The sequence below is a fragment of the Burkholderia sp. Ac-20365 genome (genome assembly GCF_017104715.1).
Lineage (GTDB): Bacteria > Pseudomonadota > Gammaproteobacteria > Burkholderiales > Burkholderiaceae > Paraburkholderia.
Genome location: NZ_JAAGPI010000012.1, coordinates 117,091 through 140,109, shown reverse-complemented (window position 1 = coordinate 140,109; position 23,019 = coordinate 117,091). Strand labels below are relative to the sequence as shown.

23 protein-coding genes are annotated in these 23,019 nt (G+C 60.6%); 20 read left to right on the top strand and 3 right to left on the bottom strand.

Annotation, left to right across the window (positions count from 1 at the left end):
* The first annotated feature begins 50 nt into the window (after window positions 1-50).
* The 7 genes from G3O01_RS22010 to G3O01_RS21980 all read left to right on the top strand — a co-directional run bounded on the left by G3O01_RS22010 (window position 51) and on the right by G3O01_RS21980 (window position 5,851).
* The gene (locus tag G3O01_RS22010) at window positions 51-1,058 is read left to right on the top strand and encodes an ABC transporter substrate-binding protein (RefSeq protein WP_205807335.1); all 1,008 of its coding nucleotides are present in this window, start codon (window positions 51-53) and stop codon (window positions 1,056-1,058) included.
* A 13-nt stretch (window positions 1,059-1,071) separates the two neighbouring features.
* A complete protein-coding gene (locus G3O01_RS22005; RefSeq protein WP_241024149.1) occupies window positions 1,072-1,563 on the top strand; it encodes a MaoC/PaaZ C-terminal domain-containing protein in 492 nt (163 codons plus the stop codon).
* Between the two features lie 29 nt (window positions 1,564-1,592).
* Window positions 1,593-2,444: an ABC transporter ATP-binding protein gene (locus G3O01_RS22000; protein ID WP_241024148.1), complete on the top strand. Its 852-nt coding sequence runs from the start codon at window positions 1,593-1,595 to the stop codon at window positions 2,442-2,444.
* A complete protein-coding gene (locus G3O01_RS21995) occupies window positions 2,441-3,235 on the top strand; it encodes an enoyl-CoA hydratase-related protein (protein WP_205807333.1) in 795 nt (264 codons plus the stop codon). The genes G3O01_RS22000 and G3O01_RS21995 overlap by 4 nt, the downstream gene beginning before the upstream one ends.
* A 14-nt stretch (window positions 3,236-3,249) precedes the next feature.
* Entirely contained in the window at window positions 3,250-3,984 is a 735-nt protein-coding gene (locus tag G3O01_RS21990; RefSeq protein WP_205807331.1) for a hypothetical protein, read from the top strand.
* Between the two features lie 36 nt (window positions 3,985-4,020).
* Complete coding sequence (locus tag G3O01_RS21985) at window positions 4,021-4,872, top strand: fumarylacetoacetate hydrolase family protein (RefSeq protein ID WP_205807329.1); 852 nt, start codon at window positions 4,021-4,023, stop codon at window positions 4,870-4,872.
* A gap of 163 nt (window positions 4,873-5,035) precedes the next feature.
* On the top strand, window positions 5,036-5,851 hold the full coding sequence (locus G3O01_RS21980) for an IclR family transcriptional regulator (protein ID WP_205807327.1): 816 nt from the start codon (window positions 5,036-5,038) through the stop codon (window positions 5,849-5,851).
* A 16-nt stretch (window positions 5,852-5,867) separates the two neighbouring features.
* Here G3O01_RS21980 and G3O01_RS21975 read toward each other — a convergent pair whose 3' ends face one another.
* Both G3O01_RS21975 and G3O01_RS21970 read right to left on the bottom strand, forming a co-directional pair.
* On the bottom strand, window positions 5,868-6,890 hold the full coding sequence (locus G3O01_RS21975) for a DMT family transporter (RefSeq protein ID WP_346779213.1): 1,023 nt from the start codon (window positions 6,888-6,890) through the stop codon (window positions 5,868-5,870).
* A gap of 41 nt (window positions 6,891-6,931) precedes the next feature.
* A complete protein-coding gene (locus G3O01_RS21970) occupies window positions 6,932-8,146 on the bottom strand; it encodes a porin (protein ID WP_205807325.1) in 1,215 nt (404 codons plus the stop codon).
* 219 nt (window positions 8,147-8,365) lie between these two features.
* On the opposite strand from G3O01_RS21970, the gene G3O01_RS21965 reads away from it, so the two are divergent.
* From G3O01_RS21965 to G3O01_RS21915, 11 genes are all read left to right on the top strand, one after another.
* A complete protein-coding gene (locus tag G3O01_RS21965) occupies window positions 8,366-9,286 on the top strand; it encodes an aldo/keto reductase (RefSeq protein WP_205807323.1) in 921 nt (306 codons plus the stop codon).
* A gap of 266 nt (window positions 9,287-9,552) precedes the next feature.
* A complete protein-coding gene (locus tag G3O01_RS21960; RefSeq protein ID WP_109478857.1) occupies window positions 9,553-10,056 on the top strand; it encodes a MaoC family dehydratase in 504 nt (167 codons plus the stop codon).
* Window positions 10,057-10,163: 107 nt separating this feature from the next.
* A complete protein-coding gene (locus G3O01_RS21955) occupies window positions 10,164-11,555 on the top strand; it encodes an MFS transporter (protein ID WP_205807321.1) in 1,392 nt (463 codons plus the stop codon).
* Window positions 11,552-12,958, top strand: coding sequence for an MmgE/PrpD family protein (locus G3O01_RS21950; protein ID WP_205807319.1), 1,407 nt, complete (start codon window positions 11,552-11,554; stop codon window positions 12,956-12,958). The genes G3O01_RS21955 and G3O01_RS21950 overlap by 4 nt, the downstream gene beginning before the upstream one ends.
* A 34-nt stretch (window positions 12,959-12,992) precedes the next feature.
* Window positions 12,993-14,177 (top strand): acyl-CoA dehydrogenase family protein, encoded by a 1,185-nt coding sequence (locus G3O01_RS21945; protein WP_205807583.1) that lies wholly within the window; start codon window positions 12,993-12,995, stop codon window positions 14,175-14,177.
* Entirely contained in the window at window positions 14,174-15,364 is a 1,191-nt protein-coding gene (locus tag G3O01_RS21940) for a CoA transferase (RefSeq protein WP_205807317.1), read from the top strand. The genes G3O01_RS21945 and G3O01_RS21940 overlap by 4 nt, the downstream gene beginning before the upstream one ends.
* Window positions 15,365-15,435: 71 nt before the next feature.
* Window positions 15,436-16,185, top strand: coding sequence for a GntR family transcriptional regulator (locus tag G3O01_RS21935; RefSeq protein ID WP_241024172.1), 750 nt, complete (start codon window positions 15,436-15,438; stop codon window positions 16,183-16,185).
* Between the two features lie 18 nt (window positions 16,186-16,203).
* Window positions 16,204-17,013, top strand: coding sequence for a CoA ester lyase (locus tag G3O01_RS21930; RefSeq protein WP_205807313.1), 810 nt, complete (start codon window positions 16,204-16,206; stop codon window positions 17,011-17,013).
* 24 nt (window positions 17,014-17,037) lie between these two features.
* Complete coding sequence (locus G3O01_RS21925) at window positions 17,038-17,787, top strand: electron transfer flavoprotein subunit beta/FixA family protein (protein WP_205807312.1); 750 nt, start codon at window positions 17,038-17,040, stop codon at window positions 17,785-17,787.
* 14 nt (window positions 17,788-17,801) lie between these two features.
* Complete coding sequence (locus tag G3O01_RS21920; protein ID WP_205807310.1) at window positions 17,802-18,746, top strand: electron transfer flavoprotein subunit alpha/FixB family protein; 945 nt, start codon at window positions 17,802-17,804, stop codon at window positions 18,744-18,746.
* Window positions 18,743-19,306 carry a DUF2889 domain-containing protein gene (locus G3O01_RS21915; protein ID WP_205807308.1) on the top strand — a complete coding sequence of 188 codons (564 nt, stop codon included), beginning with the start codon at window positions 18,743-18,745 and terminating at the stop codon, window positions 19,304-19,306. The genes G3O01_RS21920 and G3O01_RS21915 overlap by 4 nt, the downstream gene beginning before the upstream one ends.
* A gap of 22 nt (window positions 19,307-19,328) precedes the next feature.
* Here G3O01_RS21915 and G3O01_RS21910 read toward each other — a convergent pair whose 3' ends face one another.
* Window positions 19,329-20,303, bottom strand: coding sequence for a helix-turn-helix domain-containing protein (locus tag G3O01_RS21910; RefSeq protein WP_205807306.1), 975 nt, complete (start codon window positions 20,301-20,303; stop codon window positions 19,329-19,331).
* 105 nt (window positions 20,304-20,408) lie between these two features.
* Here G3O01_RS21910 and G3O01_RS21905 point away from each other — a divergent pair, with 105 nt between their 5' ends.
* On the top strand, window positions 20,409-21,653 hold the full coding sequence (locus G3O01_RS21905; protein ID WP_205807304.1) for a DUF1479 domain-containing protein: 1,245 nt from the start codon (window positions 20,409-20,411) through the stop codon (window positions 21,651-21,653).
* 78 nt (window positions 21,654-21,731) lie between these two features.
* Window positions 21,732-22,979 (top strand): ABC transporter substrate-binding protein, encoded by a 1,248-nt coding sequence (locus G3O01_RS21900; RefSeq protein ID WP_205807302.1) that lies wholly within the window; start codon window positions 21,732-21,734, stop codon window positions 22,977-22,979.
* Window positions 22,980-23,019: the final 40 nt, after the last annotated feature.

Genomic DNA, 23,019 nt, shown 5'->3' with positions numbered 1-23,019 from the left:
CAATAATCGGACGCGGTCCGAGCTCAATCAAAAACGCAGGAGACTAAAAGATGAACCGACTTTTCCGTATTCTTCTGGCGACAGGTGTCATGACGTCGACGCTTGCCCTTGGCATGAGTGGCAATGCCGCCGCGGCCACGCCTGTCACGTTTCAACTGAACTGGGTGGCGGGTGGATCGAACGCGGGATTCGCGGTCGCGCAGACGGAAGGGTATTACAAGGACGCCGGCCTGGATGTCACGCTGGTAGAGGGAAATGGATCGGCGACGACGGCCCAGCTTGTCGCCACCAATCGCGCTCAGATTGCCTATGCCGATGCCGTCGCGGTGAGCCAGCTCATCGCAAAAGGGGCGCCGATGAAGGTGGTCTCCACGATCTATCAGTCCAATCCGAATGAAGTTTCGGCACTGAAGAAGTCGGGCATCAAGTCCGTCAAGGAACTGGTCGGCAAAAAGGTCGGTGTGCCGTCAGGCTCTTCGCAAACGACGATGCTTCCGCTTTTCCTGAAAGCCAACGGACTCAGTGAATCCGATGTCAATCTGATCAACATGCCGATGACATCGATGGTGCCGACGCTGCTGCAAGGACAGGTCGACGCCATTCTTGGATCGATCGATTCTTATCAGATTCAACTCGAAGCACAGGGCGCGCAACTGAATAACTTCCGGTTCGCCGATTACGGTGTGCCGACGGTCAGCACGTCGATATTCGTCAATAACACGTATCTGAAAGACAACCCGGACGTCGTCAAGAAGTTCATCGCGGCGAGTCTGAAGGGCTGGAGTACCGCGCTCGATAACCCGGCGAAGGCGGTCCAGTCGCTGAAAAAGGTATTTCCCAATGTGAGCGAGAAAACGGCTGCGGCTGAAGTGGCTGCAATTACGCCGCTTTTCTGCAGTGGGGGTGCGAAATACGTAGGCAAGGCGGAAGACGCGCTGTGGACAAAGTCGCAGGATCTGTTGTCGCAAGTGGGTCTGTTGCCGGCGGGTCGCGATCCGAAGTCGTATTACACGAACGATTACCTGCCGCCGGATTCCGCTCTGCGTCCGTGCAAATAAACCAAGGAACATCATGACTGAACAACGAAACACTGGGCTGCGCTACACCGATCTCTATGTCGGGATGAAATTCCGCAGCCCTGGGCGAACGATCACGGACGCGGACCTGGTCGGATTCGCTGGCCTCACGGGGGACTTCTCCGAGCTTCACACCAGCGACGTGTACGCAAAGAACAGCCAGTTCGGCCGTCGCGTTGCGCACGGCATGCTGGGACTCGCGTATGCACACGGTCTGATGTGGGCGCGTACCGGCGAGTTGCGCGAAACGGCAATTGCATTTCTGGGAATCGGCGACTGGAAGTTCCTCAATCCGATTTTCGTGGGCGACACCATTTTCGTGAATTACGAAATCTGTGAACTCCGCGAGAGCAAATCGCGGCCGACGCAGGCGATTGCGACTTTCGATGTCTCGGTCGTCGATCAGGACGGCCGCGTCGTGCAACAGGGGAAAAAAGCACTGCTGGTGTCCAAGGTTCCCCTCACTGCCGTTGCCGCGAGCGCGTAATCCGCGACGGCCAATCAGGAGCATGAGCGATGAGCAGTCAAGGTGCAGAAGCGCAGACAGCTAATTCCCGGTCTGGCGTGCCTATCAGCATCCGGCATGTTGCCAAGATCTTTGGTGAAGACGGCGACAAGCCATTTCACGCGCTAAAGGAAGTCGACATCGAGGTAAACGCGGGTGAGTTCATTTCGATCGTCGGGCCTTCAGGGTGTGGAAAGAGTACGTTGATGCTGATGGTTGCGGGGCTGCTCAAGCGCAGCCAGGGCGAGATTCTGGTCGGTGGAAAGGCGGTGACCAAACCCATCACCGACGTCGGCATCGCATTCCAGGATCACCTGCTGCTCGATTTCCGGACGGCTCTCGAGAACGTGATGCTGCAGGCCGACATACGCGGGCTGCCGAAGAAAAAGATCGAGGCCCGCGCAAAGGAACTCTTCGAACAACTGCGTCTGACGCATGCGATGCAGAAGTACCCGCATCAGTTGTCGGGCGGGATGCGTCAGCGCGTCTCACTGGTCAGGACGCTGGTGCACGACCCTTCCGTGATCTTCATGGATGAGCCGTTCGGCGCGCTGGATGCACTGACGAGACTTCAGGTGCGGATGGATCTGGAGGCGTTGTGGCTGCGCCGCCGGCCCACGGTGCTCTTCATTACGCACAGCGTGGAAGAGGCAGTCGGATTGTCGGATCGGATCTTCGTGATGAGCCCCAGTCCGGGTGAAGTCGTAGATGAGATCGTGGTGGACCTGCCGCGTCCACGACCCATCGTACTTGGCGATGCGCCTGAATTCGCGGCCTACGTGGAGCGCATCTACGGGCATTTCGAGCGTATGGGGGTGCTGCACGGTATCGAGGTACCCACGGCCGGAACCAATGTCACATGAATACGGCAATGGACATTACGAGCCCATTGGTTGCGACCGAAGTGGACGGCGCGATCGCCGCCATCGGGCTGAACCATGGGCCACTCAACCTGGTGACCAATGCGCTGTTGCGTGCGTTGAACGAGGCGTTGTCGCAGGTTCTGGCTCACCGTGACATTCGCTGCCTCATCTTGCACGGCGGCGAAGCGCGTGCCTTCTGCGCAGGCAGCGACATAAAGGAGTTTGCGCATCTTCGCGAGAACGCCAGTGAAGGCAAGATCCTTTTCGAGGACATGGTACTGCGACGCCTGGCGCGCATGCCTATGCCCACTATTGCGGCGATCGATGGCCCAGCCCTTGGCGGTGGACTTGAACTGGCGCTGGCTTGTGATCTGCGCGTCGCGCGGCATGGCGTGGCATTGGGTCTGACGGAATCTCGCCTCGGTGGACTGGCCGGTAGCGGGTCGGTGAGACTGACTCGACTGATCGGACCGGCACGCGCAAAAGAGATGTTGTTCACTGGCGAAACCATCGACTGCGATCAGGCGCTCGCCTGGGGCGTCGTCAATCGCGTAGCCAGGGAAGGTTCTGCATTGGACGCCGCATACGAGATGGCGCGAACCATTGCCGTTCGCGGGCCGGTTTCCAATCGGCTCGCGAAAGAACTGGTCGATGCGGCGCACGATCTGCCGCTCGATGCGGGTCTTTCGATGTCGACGGTTTCGCAGCAGAAGATATTCGACAGCAACGATTTGCACGAGGGCGTCGCAGCGTTTTTCTCGAAACGCTCACCGTCCTTTAACGGACACTGAACCCGGTAGAAATCATGAGCGAGATCAAGCATGCAGTTTTGAATGCCGGGGATGCACAGGCGGCCAGCAGCGCACTGCTCGGTGATGGTGCGGTCATCGTGTGGAACGATATTGACGCCTCCGGACGCAATCAGTTCTATGAGTGGCACGACAAGGAACATATTCCCGAACGTCTCTCGATTCCCGGCTTCCGTCGTGGCCGGCGATATGTGCGGCCCGGCCATTCGCCCGAGTGGCTGACCGTGTATGAGGCGGCGGACCTCAATGTCGTGGTCTCGCCGGCCTATCTGGAGCGTCTTAATACGCCGACGCCAGCCACCGTCGATACATTGCGCTATTTCCGCAATACGTCGCGAGCAGTGTGCCAGATCGTGCATTCGGTTGGATCGAGCAGTGGCGGACATATCCTCGCGATGCGCGTGGATGTCTCTGCAGCACAAGCGAATGCGATGAAAGCGTACCTGTGTACCGATGTATTTCCGCGCGCGGTTGCACTCACTGGCGTGGTTGCCTGTCACCTGTATATGGCGGACCAGCCCGGCAGTCACCTGAATACCGCCGAATCCGATACGCGTGAATTCGATGTACCTGCATGGGTCGTGCTGGTCGAGGCGACCACACCGCAAGCAGCCGAACAGGCCCGCAAACTGGTCGACGAAAACAGGCTCGAAGATCTCGGCGCGACGGTGCGCGCCGATTGTGCAATCTATTCAATGGAGATCTGCCGACTCGCTTCATCGGCGGCATAACTCTGACGCATCGACACTACTCAAAAGGACTTCACAATGAAACTCGTCAGACATGGCCGGCCTGGACAGGAGCGCCCCGGACTCATCGATACGGAAGGGCAGATTCGCGACCTGGGCGACCATTGCAGGGATTTCGATCCCGCTTTCTTTGCGAGCAATGGACTGGAAGCGCTGAAATCCATTGATGTAAGAAGCCTTCCGGTCGTGGCGGCGGACACGCGCCTCGGCCCATGCGTCGCGCAACCGGGCAACTTTCTCGCGATTGGCCTGAACTACGTGCAGCATGCAATAGAAACAAATGCGCCTATTCCTACCGATCCGATCATCTTCAACAAGGCGCCGTCCTGCATATCGGGTCCGAATGATCCCGTGCTGCTTCCCATCAATTCCAGGAAGACCGATTGGGAAGTGGAACTCGCTTTTGTGATCGGCAAACCGGCTCATTACGTCAAGGAAGCGGAAGCGCTCGACTACGTGGCGGGCTATTTCATCTGCAACGATGTGTCCGAGCGTGAGTTTCAACTCGAGCGCAGCGGACAGTGGGTCAAGGGAAAGATGTTTCCGACATTCGGTCCGATCGGGCCCTGGCTTGTGACGTCCGACGAAATCCAGGACGTCCAGAATCTGCAACTCTGGCTGGAACTGAACGGCAAGCGCATTCAGGACTCGTCGACCAGCGACATGATCTTCACGATCGCCAGAATCATTGCTGACACGAGTCAGTATGTGCTGCTGCAACCGGGCGACATTATTACTACGGGCACGCCGCCTGGCGTTGGTTTGGGCATGAAGCCCGAGGTCTATCTGAAGCCTGGCGATGTCATGCGTCTGGGCGTGGAAGGCCTGGGTGTTCAGGAGCAACGTGTTGTGCGCTGGGGCGAACAGTAATGTGATGCGGTCATCCGGCGCGGGGCAATGTTAATATCAGCCGCTTTCGGCGACGAGATTGTCGACGTGGGCGGCTTCATCAACATCAGTCCGGGGCAGATTGACGCGATCATGAAGTGCCTTGTGCCACGCGTCCAGTTCATTTTCTTTTTCGGTAACTGATATGTCTCACATACCCGCAGAGCGCTGCCTCGACATCATTGAACTGCTGGCTGATGGTGCTGTTGCGATGCCGTTGGGCGAAATCGCGACGCGGCTGGAACTGGCGAAGAGTGGCGCACATCGATTACTCGCGACGCTGGTCGATCTCGGCTGGGCCGAACAGGATGCTGAAACCGGCTTCTACCGGCTCACGATGCGACTGGCGATACTAGGTCAACGGTACTTCGTGGCGACGGGTATCCCCGATATTTGCCAGCCGCTATTGGACAATCTTGCGCGCCAGTCGCGCGAGTTCGTGCGGCTGGCGGTTGTCGACGGCTCGTCGTTGACCTGGGTCGCGCATGCACAGGGCGCAACGAGCGGGCTGCTCTATCAGCCCACGCTCAGCAGCAACACGGTGCCGCTGCACGCGACAGCGACGGGCAAAGTCTGGCTCGCCACCCTGGCGACCGAGCAGGCGGCGGAAAACGTGCTCCGCGTCGGTTTCGGCGATGCCGATAAATATGGTCCCAACGTTATCCGTTCGCTGGACGCGTTGCTGCAGGAACTGGAAGCGACGAAGCGCCGTGGCTACGGTCTGGCGGTGAATGAAGGCGAACCCGGCGTCAGTGCGATTGCTGCGGCGATTCGTCCTGCGGGCGGCGGCGAGGCGCTTGGCGTTGTCAGCGTGGCGGGACCGAGCGCACGCATGACGGAGACTCGCGTCGATGAAATGGCGCCTCTGGTCATGCAGGCTGCTGCCGAGCTCGCGTCTTTCTGGCCGCTGCGCAAGCGTTCCGGGCAGACGGGTGCGACAAGCAGAATGATCGCTGCGTAAAGGGTCCTGCAGAGAGCTAACGGGTCGATGCGTGGGTACGAGGCGCGCGGTCCTTCGGCGCACGTCTGCCGTGCATGAGTACCGTGCCAATGCCGCCCGTCGCAATGATGCACATGCCGAGCGCTGTCCACGCGTCAGGCACCTGGCCAAATATGAGCCAGCTGAAAAGCGCCGCGAATGCCAGCTGCGCATAAGCAAATGGCGTGAGTAGCGATAGCGGCGCACGCTTGAGCGCCTGAAGCATCAGCAGATGACCCGCGGTCGCCATCGTCGCCATGAGGGCGACCAGCAGCCAGTTTCCTGGTTGCACGCGCGCCAGAGCGGGGAGCGTTTCCGTCTGGTCTATCCATAGAATCGCGCCTAGCACGATCGTCGCAAAGAGTGCCGTCAGAAAGTTTGTCGTGTTGACGTCATCGATGCGAGAAAGATGACTTGATACGACCTGATAACAGGCGAAACTCGTGGCCGCGCTGATCGGCAGCAGAACTGTCCATGTGAACTGGCCGCCTCCCGGCCGAACCACCAGCAACATGCCGGCAAAGCCGAGCACGACCATCGCCCATTTGCTGATCGGCACATCGTCTTTGAGTACGAGCGCTGCCAGCAGCGTGGAAATAAGCGGCGCAAGCATGGCCAGCGATGTCGAAACGGGAAGGGGCAAATACCGTAGACCCGCAAAGGTACAGGCGGTATTGCTGAGCAGTAGCAAAGACCGCACGATTTGCAGCGTGATGTTGCCGGTGCGAAAAAGCGCATAGACATCACGTCGCGCCTGCCAGACACCCATGACGATCATCTGGAACAGATAGCGCACGCAGAGCAGGGCGAGAAGAGGAACGGCTGGGCCGATGACTTTCACGGTCGTATCGCTGGCTGCGAATACCGCTGTCATCGCAATCGCGATGGCGATGCCGGTTGTGTTGTTGCCGGCACTGATCCGAACGCCTGCTTTGCGCTCTAACGTTGCCATTGAGTTTGCGGATCCATCGTTAGAAAAAATGCCCGGGCGGGCCCGGGCAGAAAGGTCGCGCTCTCGCACGCCACCTTGGAATGTGCTGCTACACCTTGCCTTGGAGACGTTTAGAAGCGGTGCACGATCCCCACGCCCACACCGACCATGCTGCGCGATGACGAAGGCGTCGAGTTGAATCCGTCGCCGAGCGTCGCGGTTGCATTGATGATGGACTTGCCGTTCGTACCCAGTGTCTGGCCGTTTGCACGCTGATACGCTTCGAGCGCATAGAGGCCCGTGCGCTTGGACAGCGAGTAATACTGCGAGAGATTGAACTGCTGATATTGCGCGCCACTCGTGATGCCATTCGCCTTCGAAGCACGCGTGTAGCTGTAGCCGGTCGCGAAGTCCCATGCGGCCAACGGCTTCCAGTGCAGCACGATGCCGCCCGTATTCCAGACCGCTTCATTGCGGAACGAGGAACTGATTCCCGGGATGTACTGCACGTTCGAGTAGGTTGCCGTGATGTCGAACTGACTGTTGAACGTATAGCCGAAGCCGACGGCGAAGCGCTGCTGCGCCTGCGCAGTCTGATAGCCGTTGGTGACGGCCGACACGGCTGCCTGCGCGCCCGCATTCGATGTGGTCGAATCGGTCCCGAATGCGCCGCCGCCCGCCGTCGAGTTGTTGATGCGCGAGAAGCCGACTGCCACGCCAATCGGGCCTTGCGAGTACTGCACCGCCGTGGTCCATGTGGAGCCCTGATTCACGCTGCCGGGAACGCCCGCAAACGAATAAGAGCCGCTGAACTTGAAGCCGTACAGCGAAGGCGACATATAGAGCAGCGTGTTATTCGCGCGATAGACCGTGTCGAGTCCGTCCAGATCGCCGGGATGGGCGCCATAGAAACCGGTCAGCCAGGTCGTTGGGCTATAGGGTGACAGCAACTGGTAGTACGACGCATACTGGCGGCCCGCCGTCAGCGAGCCATACGTGGCGTTGGTCACGCCGACGAACGCCTGGCGGCTGAACATCAGGTTGTTCGTGGCCATCGCGCCCGTTGCGCTATTGAAGCCTTCTTCGAGCGTGAAAATCGCTTTCGTGCCGCCGCCGAGATCTTCCGCGCCTCTCAGGCCGAAGCGGCTGCCCGCCCAGACGCCGTTGATCATCTTGTAAGCGGAGTGGCCGCCCGAGGTCGAACCGAGCGACGTCGAACTCGACTGATAGCCAAGACCGGTATCGATGATGCCGTAAAGCGTCACGCTGCTCTGAGCCGATGCCTGGCCGGCAATGAGTCCCGTCCCCGACACTACGAGCGCTGCTACGCGAAGTCGCGTCTTCATCAACTGTCTCCTCCGTTAAGTCAAGGAAGCGTTCAGGTTCCTTGCATGTGGTTAAAACCGTGTTCTTGAGGTGGCAATGTAACCGGTCTCATAAATGGCGGCAATGACGATGGGGAGTGTCCAGGGAATACACCTAAAACATTGAAGAAAAAGTGTTGTTAAGTAACAATTACTCCTGTTCGTGTCGTGCCTGACAAACCTTTGAGACCGTTTTCATATATGACCAAGTTCAATGAAGAAGCGTCACCACGTGCATCGGGCGATGCACTCGCGAAACTGGGCATGCCGCGCGTGATAGCCGGGATGTGGCGCGTTCGCGAATGGGGAATGTCCGCAAGCGAACTCGTCGACTTCATTCACGGCTGCATCGATCGCGGCGTGACGGCTTTCGACCATGCGGACATCTATGGAAGAGGGGCGGTCGAATCGCTCTTTGGAGAAGCGCTGGAACTGGACCCGTCACTGCGCGGGAAAATTCAGATCATCAGCAAGGCGGGCATCCGGTTTCCGTCTTCATCAACGGGCGGCGTGAAGTACTACGATTCCAGCTCCGGCTATTTGCGCGAAGCCTGCGAAGAATCGCTCAAGCGGTTGAAGACCGACCACCTGGATCTTTTCCTGATTCATCGACCCGATTCATTGTCGAGTACCGACGACATCGCGCGCGCGGCGCAGACGCTCATGGAGCAGGGCAAGATTCGCGCATTCGGCGTGTCCAATTTCTCGACGCGACACTTCGAATTGCTGCACGCAAAGACATCGCTCGCGACCAACCAGATCGAATTTTCTCCGTTCGAGCCTGGCGCATTGGATAGCGCGATGTTCGAGTCCCTTGCGCAAGCCAATGTATCGCCGATGATCTGGTCGCCGTTAGGTGGAGGCCGGCTGTTTTCGGAAACAGACGAAGTGGCCCGGCGCGTACGCGACGTCATGACGGAGCTTCAGCACAAGCACGGCGCCAGCAACTGGCTCGCGATTGCTTATGCGTGGATCTTCCGCTTGCCCTGCGTTCCCTACGTGATTTCCGGCTCGCGGCGCATCGAGTCGATACAGACGGCCCTCGACGGACTGAAGATCGATTTGTCCAGGCAGGACTGGTACGCGATACTTGAAGCCGCACGCGGCCAGCCCGTTCCATGATCGCGTTCGACGTCGCGCTGCAAAAAGAATGAGACAGGGGTGAGACAGACACGGCGCCGCATCCGGCGCCCGCCGCCTGACGTGTGTCCCTGAGTCCCGCAAGAATCATTCGCCATCTTCGCGATGCGCGAGCGCATCGTCCGCTGTACGCCAGCACCTTCACGACATCCCAGGGTTTACCGTAGACACGCCGCGCTTGACGCGTGTTCACCTGCGTCCGATACTTTGTCCGTACAAAGTGACATTTAGGACAGGAGCAGGCAAACATGCATTCGGACAGAGTGGGCAAGCAGCGCTATCGGGCGAGCTACGGGCGGTATCTCGAAGACTTCACGGTCGGCGACATCTATGAACACAGGCCGGGCCGCACGATCACCGACGCCGACAACATCCAGTTCTCACTGCTGACGATGAACTTTCATCCGATGCATTGCGACGCGCATCATGCGTCGAAGAGCGAATTCGGCAAGCTGCTGGTGAGCAGCGGGCTGACGGTGGCGATCGTGCTTGGCATGTCGGTCAACGACGTGAGCGGCAAGGCAATCGCGAACCTCGGCTGGAAGGAAATTCGCCTGACTGGCCCTGTATTTGCTGGCGATACGTTGTATGCGGAATCCGAAGTGCTCGAAGTGCGCGAATCGAAATCGCGTCCTACGCAGGGCATCGTCACCGTGCATACACGTGCATTCAATCAGGACGGCAAGCCCGTGCTCGACTACATCCGCTCGGCGCTGATCGCCAAACGCGGACACGGCACGGCTGAAGACTGAATACCCGATGGCCGGCAGCGCATGCCGGCCGCTCATACCGGATCCTCGACATAGCTGCCGCAGAGCGGCGTGAGGCGCGGTTCACCGTCACAGTACTGGAGACAACTGTGAGTCAATTCGTAAGCTCAGGCGCCCGGCTAGACCGTCTGCCGATGGCCCGCTTTCACTGGAAGATACTCGGGCTTATCAGCGCGGGCGCGTGCCTCGATGCGTTCGATATCTATCTTGCGGGCGGCGTGTCAGCGGCCATGCTCAAGGCAGGCTTTTCCACGCTGCAACTCAACGCGCTGTTCGTCTCGTCGGGCTTTCTCGGCATGGTGCTGGGTGCGGGCTTGTCCGGCTATCTCGGCGACCGCTTCGGCCGCCGCTCGTCGTATCAGTTCAACCTCGCGCTGTTCGGCGTGATGTCCTTCGTTGCCGCGTTTGCGCCGACTATCCAGTGGCTGATCGGTGCGCGCTTCATCATGGGCATCGGGCTGGGCGCCGAACTGGTCGTCGCGGCGGGCACGTTGTGCGAATTCATTCCGCCGGGCTACCGCGGCCGCTGGATTTCGCTGCTGGGCCTGATCGTCAATTCGGGGCTCGTCATTGCAACGAGTGTGGGTTATCTGGTGATTCCGCATCTCGGCTGGCGCTGGATGTTCGGCATCGCAGGCATTGGCGCGGTGATCGTGTGGGCGCTGCGTCACCGCATGCCGGAATCGCCGCGCTGGCTCGAATCGGTGGGCCGCACGCAGGAGGCGGAGCAGACCGTGAGCGCGATCGAAGCTGAAGTCGCACGCGAAAAAGGTCCGCTGTCCGAATGCGCCCGCACGCAAAACCTCGTTGTACCTCGCGTGCCGCTGTCGGCGCTGTTCCGGCGCGGCATGCTGGCCCGCACGTTGACGGCGGCATTGACGGCCATTGCGGTGAATGTATCCGTGTACGGTTTTGTCGCGTGGCTGCCGACGTTCTTCGTGCATGAAGGCCGTGACGTGGTGACGTCGCTTGGCTTCACGACCTTGATGTCGCTGGGTGCGCCGTTCGGTGCGGTGCTCGGCTATCTCACGGCCGACCGTCTGGGCCGCGCGAAAGGGCTGGTGATGTACTGCATCGTCACGATCGTGCTCGGCTTCATCTATCCGCAGATGACGGTGAATGCGGCCATCGCGATCGTCGGCTTTACGCTGGTGAGCTGCATCTTCGGCATCGTCACGCTGGGTCTGTTCGGTTATGTGCCTGAACTGTTCCCGACGGCGCTGCGTTTGCGCGGTACTGGCGTGGCGGGTGTGTGCGGACGGATTGCGTCGATGCTGACGTCCTATGCCGCCGTGATCCTGTTTGCGCAATGGGGTCTGTTTGGTGTGCTCGGGATGGTGGCGGGTGTTCTGCTGCTGCTCGTGATCGCTGTGATGAGCCTCGGTGTCGATGCCAACCAGTTCTCGCTGGAAGACGTGTCGCCCGATGAAGAAGCCGCCGATAACGAGTTGTCGCTCAATCACCAGGGAGCCGCGCGATGAACGCTCGCAACGAGATGCAGCAACAGGCTCAAACCATTTCACAACAACTCGCAGCGTTCACGACTCGTTTGCAACTGGAAGATGTCCCGCGCGACGTGCGCGAGCGCGCGAAGCATCTGATCCTCGACAGTATTGGGCTTTCATACGCGACGGTGGGACTGCCGTATGCAACGTCCACGCTCGCGGCGATGCAGGAACTCGGCGGCGGCGAGGCGACCGTGTTCGGTCATCGCGAACGGCTCGCACTGCGCGACGCGATGTTGCTCAACGGCCTCCTGATCCACAGCCTCGATTTCGACGACACGCATGCGCGCGGTGTGATTCATTCGACGGCGAGTGCGTTGCCTTGCGCATTCAATCTCGCTGAACGCGAGGACGCGAGCGGCGCCGATCTGCTGCTGGCCTATCTGTGCGCAATGGAAGTGTCGACGCGTGTTGGCGCAGCGGCGAAGAGCGGTTTCCATCACGCGGGTTTTCATCCGACCGGGCTTGCCGCTGCATTCGGCTGCGCGCTCGCGGCTGCGCGTCTGCTCAATCTGGACGAGGAGGCGGCTCGACATGCACAAGGTATCGCGCTTTCAATGGCATCGGGCAGCCTCGAATTCCTGCAGGACGGCGCGTGGACCAAGCGTCTCCATCCTGGCTGGGCAGCAGTCGCGGGGACCACGGCGGCGACGCTCGCGAAGCATGGCTACATCGGTCCGGGTGCGCCGTATGAAGGTCGCTTCGGTTTGTACGCGCTGTATCTGAAGGCATCGTCCGATGCGCCGGATCTCGCGCTCGCTACGCGTGGCCTGGGCGAAACGTGGGAGATCGACGGCGTTGCGCTCAAGCCGATTCCTGCATGCCATTTCACGCATGCATCGTCGGATGCGGCCATTGCGCTGTATCGCGAGCATGGCTTGCGTGCGGAAGAGATCGAGCGCGTTGTCGTGCGTGTGCCGGAGGCGACGATTCCCATCGTGTGCGAACCGGTTGCGAACAAGCAGAAGCCTTCGAATAGCTATGACGCGCAGTTCAGCATTCCGTACATCGTCGCGACAGGCTTGCTGCATGGCCGCTTCACGCTCGACGATCTCGACCCCGCTGCACTCGGCGACGAAGCCGTGCGTGCACTCGCGGCGCGCGTGACGCATGAGGCCGATCCCGACACGACGTTCCCGCTGCATTACACGGGCGAAGTGATCGTCCATACGCGCGACGGCCGGCGTCTCATGCATCGCGAGGCGATCAATCGCGGCTCGGCCGACCGGCCGCTCAGCAATGACGACATCGTCGCGAAGTTCTATGACAACGCGCAGCGCGGCGTATCGCGCGCCGAAGCCGAACGCATCTGCGAAGCCGTGCTGTCACTCGACCGGCAACCGGCACGCGCGCTCGCCAGTGTGTTGCGCGCATCGTAACGAGTCCAACGAACAGGCAATACCAGGAGAAATGATGGCCACGATCGACATCGACCCGCAACAGGAAGCAAGCGAGTACGCCGAGAACGAAACGCTGATTCTCGATATGCTCGACCGCTTCCTGAAAACGGAAGTCAAACCGTATGTGCACGAACTCGATGCAAAGGACGAATACCCGCACGAGATCGTCGAGAAGATGAAGGAGATGGGCCTGTTCGGCTGTCTGATCGCAACGGAGTACGGCGGGCTGGGTCTGTCGACGTCGACTTACGCGAAGATCGTCGATCGCATTTCCGCTGTGTGGATGTCGGTGAGCGGCATCATCAATTCGCATCTGATCATGGCGATGACGATCCAGCGCAACGGCACCGAAGCGCAGAAACGCGAGTTCCTGCCGCGCATGGCAACGGGCGAACTGCGCGGCGGCATCGGGTTGACGGAGCCGGATTGCGGTACGGACCTGCAGGCCATCCGCACCGTGGCGAAGCGCGATGGCGACGAGTACGTGGTGAACGGCAGCAAGACGTGGATTACCAACAGCAAGTACGGCAACATTCTCGCGCTGCTGGTGAAGACGGACCCTGAAGCGCAGCCGCGCCATAAAGGCATGAGCCTGCTGATCGTCGAGAAAGGCCCGGGTTATGAAGTGAGCCGGCAATTGCAGAAGCTCGGCTACAAGGGCATCGATACGTGCGAGCTGACCTTCACGGATTTCCGCGTCCCCGTATCGCGCGTGATTGGCGGCGAGGAAGGACTGGGTCTCAAGCAGATTCTGAGCGGGCTGGAACTGGGCCGCATCAACGTGGCGGCGCGCGGCGTCGGTGTCGCTCAGGCCGCGCTCGATGAAGCCGTCTCTTACTCACAGCAGCGCAAAACCTTCGGCAAGCCAATCTGCGAGCATCAGGCGATCGCGCTGAAGCTCGGTGAAATGGCGACACGCGTCGAAGCCGCGCGTCTCCTTACGGACTCGGCAGCGCGTGCCTACGACAAGGGCCTGCGCTGCGACATGGAAGCGGGCATGGCGAAGTACTTCGCGACGGAAGCCGCCGTCGAGAACAGCATGGAAGCGATGCGCATTCATGGCGCGTACGGTTATTCGAAGGAATACAACGTCGAGCGGCTGTATCGCGATGCGCCGCTGCTGACGATCGGCGAAGGCACCAACGAGATGCAGCGCCTCATCATTGCGAAGATGCTGATTGCGAGGAACCCTGCATGAGCCTGCCACTTTCCGGCGTGCGTATCGTCGCCGTCGAACAATACGGTGCGGGCCCGTTTGCCACGCAACACCTGGCCGACCTCGGCGCGGAAGTGATCAAGATCGAAAATTTCCGCGAAGGCGGCGACGTGGGCCGCAGTGTCGGACCGCATTTTTTCGGTGAAGGCGATAGTCACTTCTTCGAGGCGTTCAACCGCAACAAGTGCAGTCTGACGCTCGACCTGAAGAAGCCTGAAGGCCGTGAAGTCCTGCTCGATCTGGTCAAGACGGCCGACGCCGTGTTCAACAACCTGCGTGGCGATTTGCCCGTGAAGCTCGGCCTGACCTACGACCAGTTGAAAGCGGCCAACCCCGCGATCGTGTGCGCGCATCTGTCCGCGTATGGCCGCACGGGCAGCCGCGCGTCGTGGCCCGGTTACGACTACCTGATGCAGGCGGAAGCGGGCTATCTGTCGGTGACGGGCGAGCCCGATGCGCCGCCCGCGCGCTTCGGTCTGTCGATCATCGATCTGATGACCGGCACGACAGCCGCAATGGCTTTGCTAGCAGGTCTGGTGCAGGCGCGCGCGACGGGCATCGGACGCGATCTCGACACGAGTCTCTTCGATGTGGCGCTGCATAACCTCGCGTACGTGGCGACGTGGTATCTGAACGGCGATGTGGTGACGGGCCGCGACCGGCGTTCCGCGCATCCGTCGCTGACGCCGAGCCAGCTGTACAAGACGAAAGACGGCTGGATTTTCCTGATGTGCAACAAGGAAAAATTCTGGGGCGTGCTGGCGGAGATTCTCGACCGGCCGTCGTGGGTCAGCGACGAACGCTTCGCGAGTTTCAAGGCGCGGCTCGCCAATCGCGATCTGGTCGAGCGGGAACTGGATGCGGCGCTGTCGCGCGCCACCACGGCGGAGTGGCTCGAACGGCTGGGCGGCCGCGTGCCCGCCGCGCCCGTCTACGACATCCGTCAGGCGCTCGAGAATCCGTTCGTCGCCGAGCGCGAAAGCGTGGTCGATGCCGAGCATCCGCGCTTCGGGAAAATCCGCGGCGTGGCGGCGCCCGTGCGTGTCGACGAGCCGCTGCCGATGCGTGCCGCGCCCGAACTGGGGCAAGACAACGCAAGGCTTCTCGCCGAACTCGGTTACGATGCTGATCGGATCGCCGGGCTGCGCGAAGGCGGTGTCGTGCAATGACCATTCTGGCCACGCACGATGAGGCGCAGCAGGCGGATCCGTTCGTCAATCCTTCATCGTGCGTGCAAAAGATGGTTAACGTGCTCGGTCAGCAGCCTCGCTACATGCAACTGGCGCAGACGCTCATCAACGAAATTCAAAGCGGACGCTTTCCCGTCGGCTCGACCATTCCCACCGAATTCGAACTGTGCGAACAGTTCGGCGCGAGCCGCTCGACCGTGCGCGAAGCGGTCAAGCAACTCGTGCAGTTGGGCATGGTGGTCCGCCAGGCAGGCGTCGGAACGACGGTCAAGGCGGTCAGCGCCGAAGGCAGTTACCGGCAGGTGATGCAGGAGCTGAGCGATCTGCATCGCTACACGGCCGATACCGTGCTTCAGTTGCTGAAGAAAGAGACGGTGGAAGTCTCCGATGCATCGCTGTGCGCGATGCTGCAGGCAAAGCCCGGCGAAACGTGGCTGCGTCTGGAAGGGGTGCGGCGTTCTCCCGAGAGCGTCGATCCCATCTGTCACACGGAGGTGTATATCCAGCCGGCGTTCCGCTCGCTGACGGGCATCGAGGATCAGCCGCATACGCCCATCTTCACGATGATCGAGCGGCAGTTCGGCGAGCAGATCACGCAGGTTCAGCAGGAAATCAAGGCGGTCGCGCTGACCGCCGACATCGCGCGCATCGTCAATGCGAAGGCGCGTTCGCCGGCGCTCTGGCTGCTGCGCCGCTATATCAACCGGCGGGGCGAGGTGGTCGAGGCTTCGATCAGCATTCATCCCGCCGAGCGCTTCAGCTATTCCGAAACCTTCCAGCGCGGATGGACGGGGACCTGAAGCTTCACAGGACCTTGCATGATTGCACGCAGCTATCTGTTCGTTCCGGGCGACCGTCCGGAGCGCTTTTCCAAGGCCGTCGCCACGAGTGCGCATCAGGTTGTGATCGATCTGGAAGACGCCGTTTCAATCGATGCAAAAGCGAATGCGCGCGACCAGATCGCCACGTGGTTGCATTCGGGTCTGGCCGACGCTGATCGTGCGCGCATCGTCGTGCGGGTGAATGCGTTCGGCACGCCGTGGCACGAGGAAGACGTGGCGATGCTGCGTGCGGCAGGTTTGCTGCGCGTGATGGTGCCCAAAGCGGAAGAGGCCTTGCAACTTTCAGATATCGTCGCGCGCTGCGCGGACGGTGCTGAAGTGATTGCGCTGGTGGAAAGCGTGGCGGGTGTCGTGCGCTTGCGTGAGGTCGCGCAATGCAAGGGCGTCGCGCGGCTGGCGTTTGGATCGTTCGATTTCGGCGTCGACGCAGGTATCGACGGATGCGGGCGCGAACTCGATTACGTGCGTTCGCAGTTCGTGATCGAGTCGCGCTTCGCGGGACTGCAGGCGCCGATCGATGGCGTGACGCTCGCCACCGATGACGCGCCGTTGATCGCGGCCGATGTGCTCGACGCGCGGCGCTTCGGTTTCGGCGGCAAGCTTTGCATTCATCCCAAACAGGTCGATGCGGTGAACAACGGCTTCGCGCCGAGCGACGCCGAGCGCGCATGGGCGGCGCGCGTGCTGGCGGCGCTCGCGGAGAATCCGCGCGGCGCGATATCGGTGGATGGAAAACTGGTCGACAAGCCGATCGTCGACCGGGCGAAACGAATTCAGGCCGCGTGAGCGCGGATAACGGAGAAAGCAAGGATGAAGGTTCTGGTGCCAGTGAAACGGGTCGTCGATTACAACGTGAAGGTCCGCGTGAAGTCGGATGGCACGGGTGTCGATATCGCGAACGTGAAGATGTCGATGAATCCGTTCGACGAGATTGCTGTTGAAGAAGCCGTGCGCCTGAAGGAAGCGGGTGTGGCGAGCGAAGTCATCGCTGTGTCGTGCGGCGTTGCGCAATGTCAGGAGACCTTGCGTACGGCGCTGGCGATCGGTGCGGATCGTGCGGTGCTGGTCGAGTCGGCGGAAGATCTTCAGCCGCTGGCGGTTGCGAAACTCCTGAAGGCGCTGGTCGACAAGGAGCAACCTTCGCTCGTGATTCTGGGCAAGCAGGCGATCGACGACGATTCGAACCAGACTGGTCAGATGCTGGCCGCTCTGGCTGGGCTGCCGCAAGCGACGTTTGCATCGAAGGTCGTTGTCGCTGATGGCAAGGCCACTGTGTCGCGTGAAATCGACGGCGGCGCGGAGACGTTGTCACTGACGTTGCCCGCAGTCGTCACCACCGATCTGCGTTTGAACGAGCCGCGTTATGTGACGCTGCCGAACATCATGAAGGCGAAGAAGAAGCCGCTGGAGACCGTGAAGCCGGAGGACCTTGGCGTCGATATCACGCCGCGCCTGAAGACGCTGAAAGTCAGCGAGCCGCCGAAGCGCTCGGCTGGCGTGAAGGTGGCCGACGCGAAAACGCTGGTCGAGAAGCTCAAGACGGAAGCCAAGGTTCTGTAAAGGAGATTCAAGTTATGGCTATTCTGGTAGTTGCTGAACATGACAATGCGGCGCTCAAGGCAGCGACGCTGAATACGGTTGCTGCTGCGCACGCAGTTTGCACATTCGTCGGCGGCGATGTGCATGTGCTGGTTGCGGGACACAACGCGCAAGGCGCGGCGGATGCGGCGGCGAAAGTGGCAGGTGTGTCGAAGGTGCTGCTGGCTGATGCACCGCAACTCGCCGAAGGTCTCGCAGAAAACGTCGAAGCGACGGTGCTGAACATCGCGAAGGACTATTCGCACATCCTCGCGCCCGCAACGGCTTACGGCAAGAACATCGCGCCGCGTCTCGCTGCGAAACTCGACGTCGCGCAGATCAGCGAGATTACCGCTGTGGTCAGCGCCGACACGTTCGAACGGCCGATCTACGCGGGCAATGCAATCGCAACGGTTCAATCACAAGACGCAATCAAGGTCATCACGGTGCGCGCAACAGGCTTCGATGCCGTTGCGGCAGAGGGTGGCAATGCGGCGGTCGAAAAGATCGAAGCTGCAGCTGACGCGGGCATCTCACAGTTCGTGAGCCGCGAAGTGACGAAGCTGGATCGCCCGGAACTCACGAGCGCGAACATCATCGTGTCAGGCGGACGTGGTCTGGGCAGCGGCGAGAACTACACGAAGGTTCTCGAACCACTGGCCGACAAACTGCAAGCCGCTCTGGGCGCATCACGCGCAGCAGTGGATGCGGGCTACGTCCCGAACGATTACCAGGTTGGACAGACCGGCAAGATCGTCGCACCGCAGCTCTATATCGCGGTCGGCATTTCGGGCGCGATCCAGCATCTGGCCGGCATGAAAGACTCGAAGGTAATCGTCGCGATCAACAAGGACGAAGAAGCGCCGATCTTCAGCGTCGCGGATTATGGCCTCGTCGGCGATCTGTTCGCTGTCGTACCGGAAGTCGTGAGCGAACTGTGAGCGACGTCTCGCCTTCCGAGCAGCCGGATGTCCGTGGGCAAAGCCGCGTGCCGCTTCATACGCGGCATATCGCGCTGCAGGGCTACCGGCGTGCGGACGGCCTGTACGACGTCGAAGGGCATCTGCGCGATACCAAGTCTTATGATCGCGCGTCGCACGGCGTGTTCGTGAAGGCGGGACAACCGATTCACGAAATGCGCCTGTGTATCACCATCGGCGTCGACTTCGTCGTACGGGACGTGCAGGTCGAGTCGGCAACCGTGCCTTATGTCGGCTACTGCGACGCGATTGCCGTCAGCTACGGCAAGCTGAAGGGCATGAAGCTCGGCGCAGGCTTCATGCGCGAGGCGAGAAGCCTGTTCGGCGGCGTGAACGGTTGCACGCACATGACCGAACTGATTGGCGCGGTTGCGACGGCCGCGTTTCAGACGATGAGCGAAGAACTCAACGCGAGCGCTGTGGACCGCCCTTTTCAGCTCGACGGGTGCCACGCGCTCAGAACAGATGGCGCGATCGTCAAGGCTTTTCATCCGAAGTGGTACAACGCCGACGGCATCTGAACGGATTCACGCATACGCGTGACTATCTAGCGCTCGCTTCGCCGTTTTTCCCACCGGATGATTTGCGCTTTCTCTGTAATGAAGGAGACCGCTCGGTCAAGCGGGCCGTCGCATCCTGGCCGGAAGACCCAGCGGCCAGGAATTGCTGCCGGTATTCGGCCGGCGTCGCCTGCTTGGCCGCCTTGAACTGACGGTTGAAATTGGCGACGTTTGCAAACCCCGAGCGGGCAGCAATCACGGCCACAGGCAGCGAGGTATCGGCCAGCATCCGGCACGCATGCCCGATGCGAACGCGCGCAATATACTTCCCGACACTCTCGCCAATGTGCTGCACAAAATAACGCGTGAGCGTGCGCTCCGACAGGCTGGCGGCCGCGCAGAGTTCCGACAGCTTCAGCGGTTCGGCAAAGCGCGCATCGATGATCGACAGGACACGATTGATCCGTTCAGGCTCGTGGCCTGATGGGCCTGTGTTCGTCTGATTGAAGGCGCTCGGTGAGGCGAGCGGATGGCCGGGCGCGTCGGCGAGCGTGCAGAGAATGTCGAGCGCGGCGCTAAGGCGTTCGCGTGCCACATTCGATAGCAACTGTTCCAGACGTCCGCGCATCCATTCGCCGGCGGGCGGATCGAATGCCAGCCCGGACGCGGCTCTGCGCAACAGCTTGCGCAGCGGCTCGTATTCGCGGCAGCAATCCGCCATACGCCGCGCCCAGTCGCCGTCGAACCAGATAACGATGGCGACCTGCGGCGACGAAGGTTCGATCGATCGGTTCGACGCCCATGTATGCGGCAAATCGGGCGGAACGAGGACGAGATCTTCCGCCTCATAGTCGTTGACCGAGTCGCCGATGTAGCGCTTGCCGTGGCTGTTCATGGTCAGCGTCAGCTCGTATTCCGGGTGGTGATGCCACTCGAACGGAATACGCGGAAGCCGCCGATGGTAAACCCGGACCGAACAATCCTCGCCGAACTCGACATGCTCGTAGGCTGGTTTCATGACCGCTGCCTTGTCCGAAAACGCAAAGTAATTGCCTGAATAGTATCACTACGGCTTACCTGCGCGGCATATGCTACCGGACACGAAATGCAAACGGAGACGATCATGGCGCTGGTAATCAACGACTTGCCGGGTGCAATCCGGCAGGCAAAAAAAGAACTGCGCGCGGCATTGCCGAATTACCGGGAGGTGTTCGCTGAGGTCGAAGCGGCGATCAGCGAAGAGGCGAAGCGTATCGCGACGCAGCGTGAACGCGGGGAAAACGTGATTCCCGAGATTGCGTTTGCCGACATCGCCGAACAACGTGTGACGGCGGAACAGATTGCGCTCGTCAAGGCACGCGGCGCCTGTGTGATTCGCAATGTGTTCCCTCGTGCGCTCGTGCAAGGCTGGGACGACGATATCGCGCAGTATGTCGAGCGGAATCATCTCGACAAGCGCCTCGAAAACCGCGCCGAGGACAAATACTTCGGGCAGCTGGCATCGAGCAAACCGCAGATCTACGGCGTGTACTGGTCGAAGCCGCAAGTGCTGGCGCGTGAGTCGGAATCGCTCACGGCGGCGCGTGTCTTTCTCAACAAGCTATGGCGTAACGAAAGCGACGGACGCGTTCACTTCGATCCGGAGCATGTGCCTGTTTATGCCGACCGACTGCGTCGCCGGCCGCCGGGTTCGGCATCGCTTGGCTTGTCGGCGCATTGCGATGGCGGCTCGGTCGAGCGATGGATCGAAAGCAATTTTCGCAAGGTGTATCGCCATGTGTTTTCGGGTAACTGGCGCGATTACGATGCGTTCGACGCCGCTTTCCGCACCGACGTGGAAGAGATCGCGTCGCCCGCCGTCTGCTCGATGTTCCGCACCTTCCAGGGCTGGACCGCGCTGACGCCGCAAGGGCCGGGCGACGGCACGCTGCAACTCGTACCCATCGCTAATTCGATGGTGTACATCCTGTTGCGCGCGCTGCAGGACGATGTCGCGGATGACGACCTGTGCGGTGCGATGCCAGGGCGCGCGCTATCGATCAAGCCGGAGTTTCACGCGCCACTATTCGAAGCGTTGTCGTCGATTCCGAAAATGGAGGCAGGCGACACCGTGTTCTGGCACAGCGACGTTATCCATGCCGTCGAAGACGAGCATAAGGGCGCGGGTTACAGCAATGTGATGTACATCGCCTCGGTGCCCGGCTGCGCCAAGAACGATGCTTATCTGAAGCGCCAGTTGCCGAGCTTCCTGAAGGGCGAAAGTCCGCCGGACTTTCCGACTGATCACTTCGAAGTCGATTTCACCGGCCGCGCGACGGCCGACGACCTGACGCCGCTTGGCAAGGCACAACTCGGGTTCGATCTGTAGCTGAAAACAGGCACGCATGCGCGTTCGGCAGATCGCGACTGCGTCGCCTCATCCATAAAGAAAAATTCGGAGACTGCAATGAAACGATCACTGACATCGGTGGCGACGGCTGCCGCGCTGCTTCTCGCCGGTACGCATGCTGCACTTGCCGCCGAACAGCTTTCGGTATTGCACTGGTGGACCTCGGGCGGCGAATCGAAAGCGATCCGCGTGCTCAAGGACGACATGAGCAAACAGGGCTACGAGTGGAAAGACTTCGCTATCGCGGGCGGCGCGGGCGCGGCGGCCATGACGGCACTGAAGACGCAGGTGATCTCGGGCAATGCGCCATCGGCTGCGCAGATCAAGGGGCCGTTGATTCAGGACTGGGCGGAGCAGGGCACGCTGGTAACCATCGACAAGTCCGCGACCGACTGGAAAGCCCATATTCCCGCGCAAATCGACAATGCGATGAAGTCGGGCGGTCACTATGTGGCGGCGCCTTTTTCCGTGCATCGGATCAACTGGCTGTGGATCAACAAAGCGGATCTCGACAAGGTCGGCGGTACGCCGCCCACGACATGGCCGGAGTTCTTCGCGCTCGCCGACAAGTTTCGCGCGGCTGGCATCACGCCTGTCGCGCACGGCGGTCAACCCTGGCAGGACATGACGATCTGGGAGACAGTCGTCCTGTCGCAAGGCGCGGACTTTTATCGCAAGGCATTGATCGATCTCGACCAGAAGACGCTGACGTCGCCGCAGATGGTGCAGGTGTTCGAGACGGTGCAGAAAATCCGCTCGTATTTCGACAAGGGCTATCACGGCCGCGACTGGAATCTCGCGACTGCGATGGTGATTTCCGGCTCGGGCGGCATGCAGTTCATGGGCGACTGGGCCAAGGGTGAGTTCGCCAACGCGAACAAGAAGGCGGATCTCGACTATGTCTGCGCGGCCGCTCCTGGCACCGCGAATGCGTACACCTACACGGCTGATGCATTCGTGTTCTTCCAGCAGCACGGCCAGAAAGACGCAACGCCGGGACAGCTGGCGCTTGCCAAAACCATCATGTCGCCGGATTTCCAGGAGCAGTTCAGCCTCTACAAAGGTTCCATTCCTGTGAGGCTCGATGTGTCGATGGACAAGTTCGATAGCTGCGCCAAAAAGTCCCGCGCAGACGAGCAGGCAACGATCAAGACCAACGGGTTCCTGCCTTCGCTCGCGTTCGGCGAACTTCAATCGCCGCAAACAGCCGGGGCCATCACCGATGTCGTGACGAACTTCATGAACTCGACCGAGGATGCGAAAGAGGGCGTGCGCAAGCTTGCTGCCGCTGCGAAGGTCAAATGAGACTGCGTTTCAGGCGCCACGAAACGCGCAACGTTTACCG

Bases quoted from the DNA above. Each gene is read 5' to 3' on its own strand.
- G3O01_RS22010 (WP_205807335.1), top strand. From the start codon at position 51: ATGAACCGACTTTTCCGTATTCTTCTGGCGACAGGTGTCATGACGTCG.
- G3O01_RS22005 (WP_241024149.1), top strand. From the start codon at position 1,072: ATGACTGAACAACGAAACACTGGGCTGCGCTACACCGATCTCTATGTC.
- G3O01_RS22000 (WP_241024148.1), top strand. From the start codon at position 1,593: ATGAGCAGTCAAGGTGCAGAAGCGCAGACAGCTAATTCCCGGTCTGGC.
- G3O01_RS21995 (WP_205807333.1), top strand. From the start codon at position 2,441: ATGAATACGGCAATGGACATTACGAGCCCATTGGTTGCGACCGAAGTG.
- G3O01_RS21990 (WP_205807331.1), top strand. From the start codon at position 3,250: ATGAGCGAGATCAAGCATGCAGTTTTGAATGCCGGGGATGCACAGGCG.
- G3O01_RS21985 (WP_205807329.1), top strand. From the start codon at position 4,021: ATGAAACTCGTCAGACATGGCCGGCCTGGACAGGAGCGCCCCGGACTC.
- G3O01_RS21980 (WP_205807327.1), top strand. From the start codon at position 5,036: ATGTCTCACATACCCGCAGAGCGCTGCCTCGACATCATTGAACTGCTG.
- G3O01_RS21970 (WP_205807325.1), bottom strand. From the start codon at position 8,146: ATGAAGACGCGACTTCGCGTAGCAGCGCTCGTAGTGTCGGGGACGGGA.
- G3O01_RS21965 (WP_205807323.1), top strand. From the start codon at position 8,366: ATGACCAAGTTCAATGAAGAAGCGTCACCACGTGCATCGGGCGATGCA.
- G3O01_RS21960 (WP_109478857.1), top strand. From the start codon at position 9,553: ATGCATTCGGACAGAGTGGGCAAGCAGCGCTATCGGGCGAGCTACGGG.
- G3O01_RS21950 (WP_205807319.1), top strand. From the start codon at position 11,552: ATGAACGCTCGCAACGAGATGCAGCAACAGGCTCAAACCATTTCACAA.
- G3O01_RS21945 (WP_205807583.1), top strand. From the start codon at position 12,993: ATGGCCACGATCGACATCGACCCGCAACAGGAAGCAAGCGAGTACGCC.
- G3O01_RS21940 (WP_205807317.1), top strand. From the start codon at position 14,174: ATGAGCCTGCCACTTTCCGGCGTGCGTATCGTCGCCGTCGAACAATAC.
- G3O01_RS21935 (WP_241024172.1), top strand. From the start codon at position 15,436: ATGGTTAACGTGCTCGGTCAGCAGCCTCGCTACATGCAACTGGCGCAG.
- G3O01_RS21930 (WP_205807313.1), top strand. From the start codon at position 16,204: ATGATTGCACGCAGCTATCTGTTCGTTCCGGGCGACCGTCCGGAGCGC.
- G3O01_RS21925 (WP_205807312.1), top strand. From the start codon at position 17,038: ATGAAGGTTCTGGTGCCAGTGAAACGGGTCGTCGATTACAACGTGAAG.
- G3O01_RS21920 (WP_205807310.1), top strand. From the start codon at position 17,802: ATGGCTATTCTGGTAGTTGCTGAACATGACAATGCGGCGCTCAAGGCA.
- G3O01_RS21910 (WP_205807306.1), bottom strand. From the start codon at position 20,303: ATGAAACCAGCCTACGAGCATGTCGAGTTCGGCGAGGATTGTTCGGTC.
- G3O01_RS21905 (WP_205807304.1), top strand. From the start codon at position 20,409: ATGGCGCTGGTAATCAACGACTTGCCGGGTGCAATCCGGCAGGCAAAA.
- G3O01_RS21900 (WP_205807302.1), top strand. From the start codon at position 21,732: ATGAAACGATCACTGACATCGGTGGCGACGGCTGCCGCGCTGCTTCTC.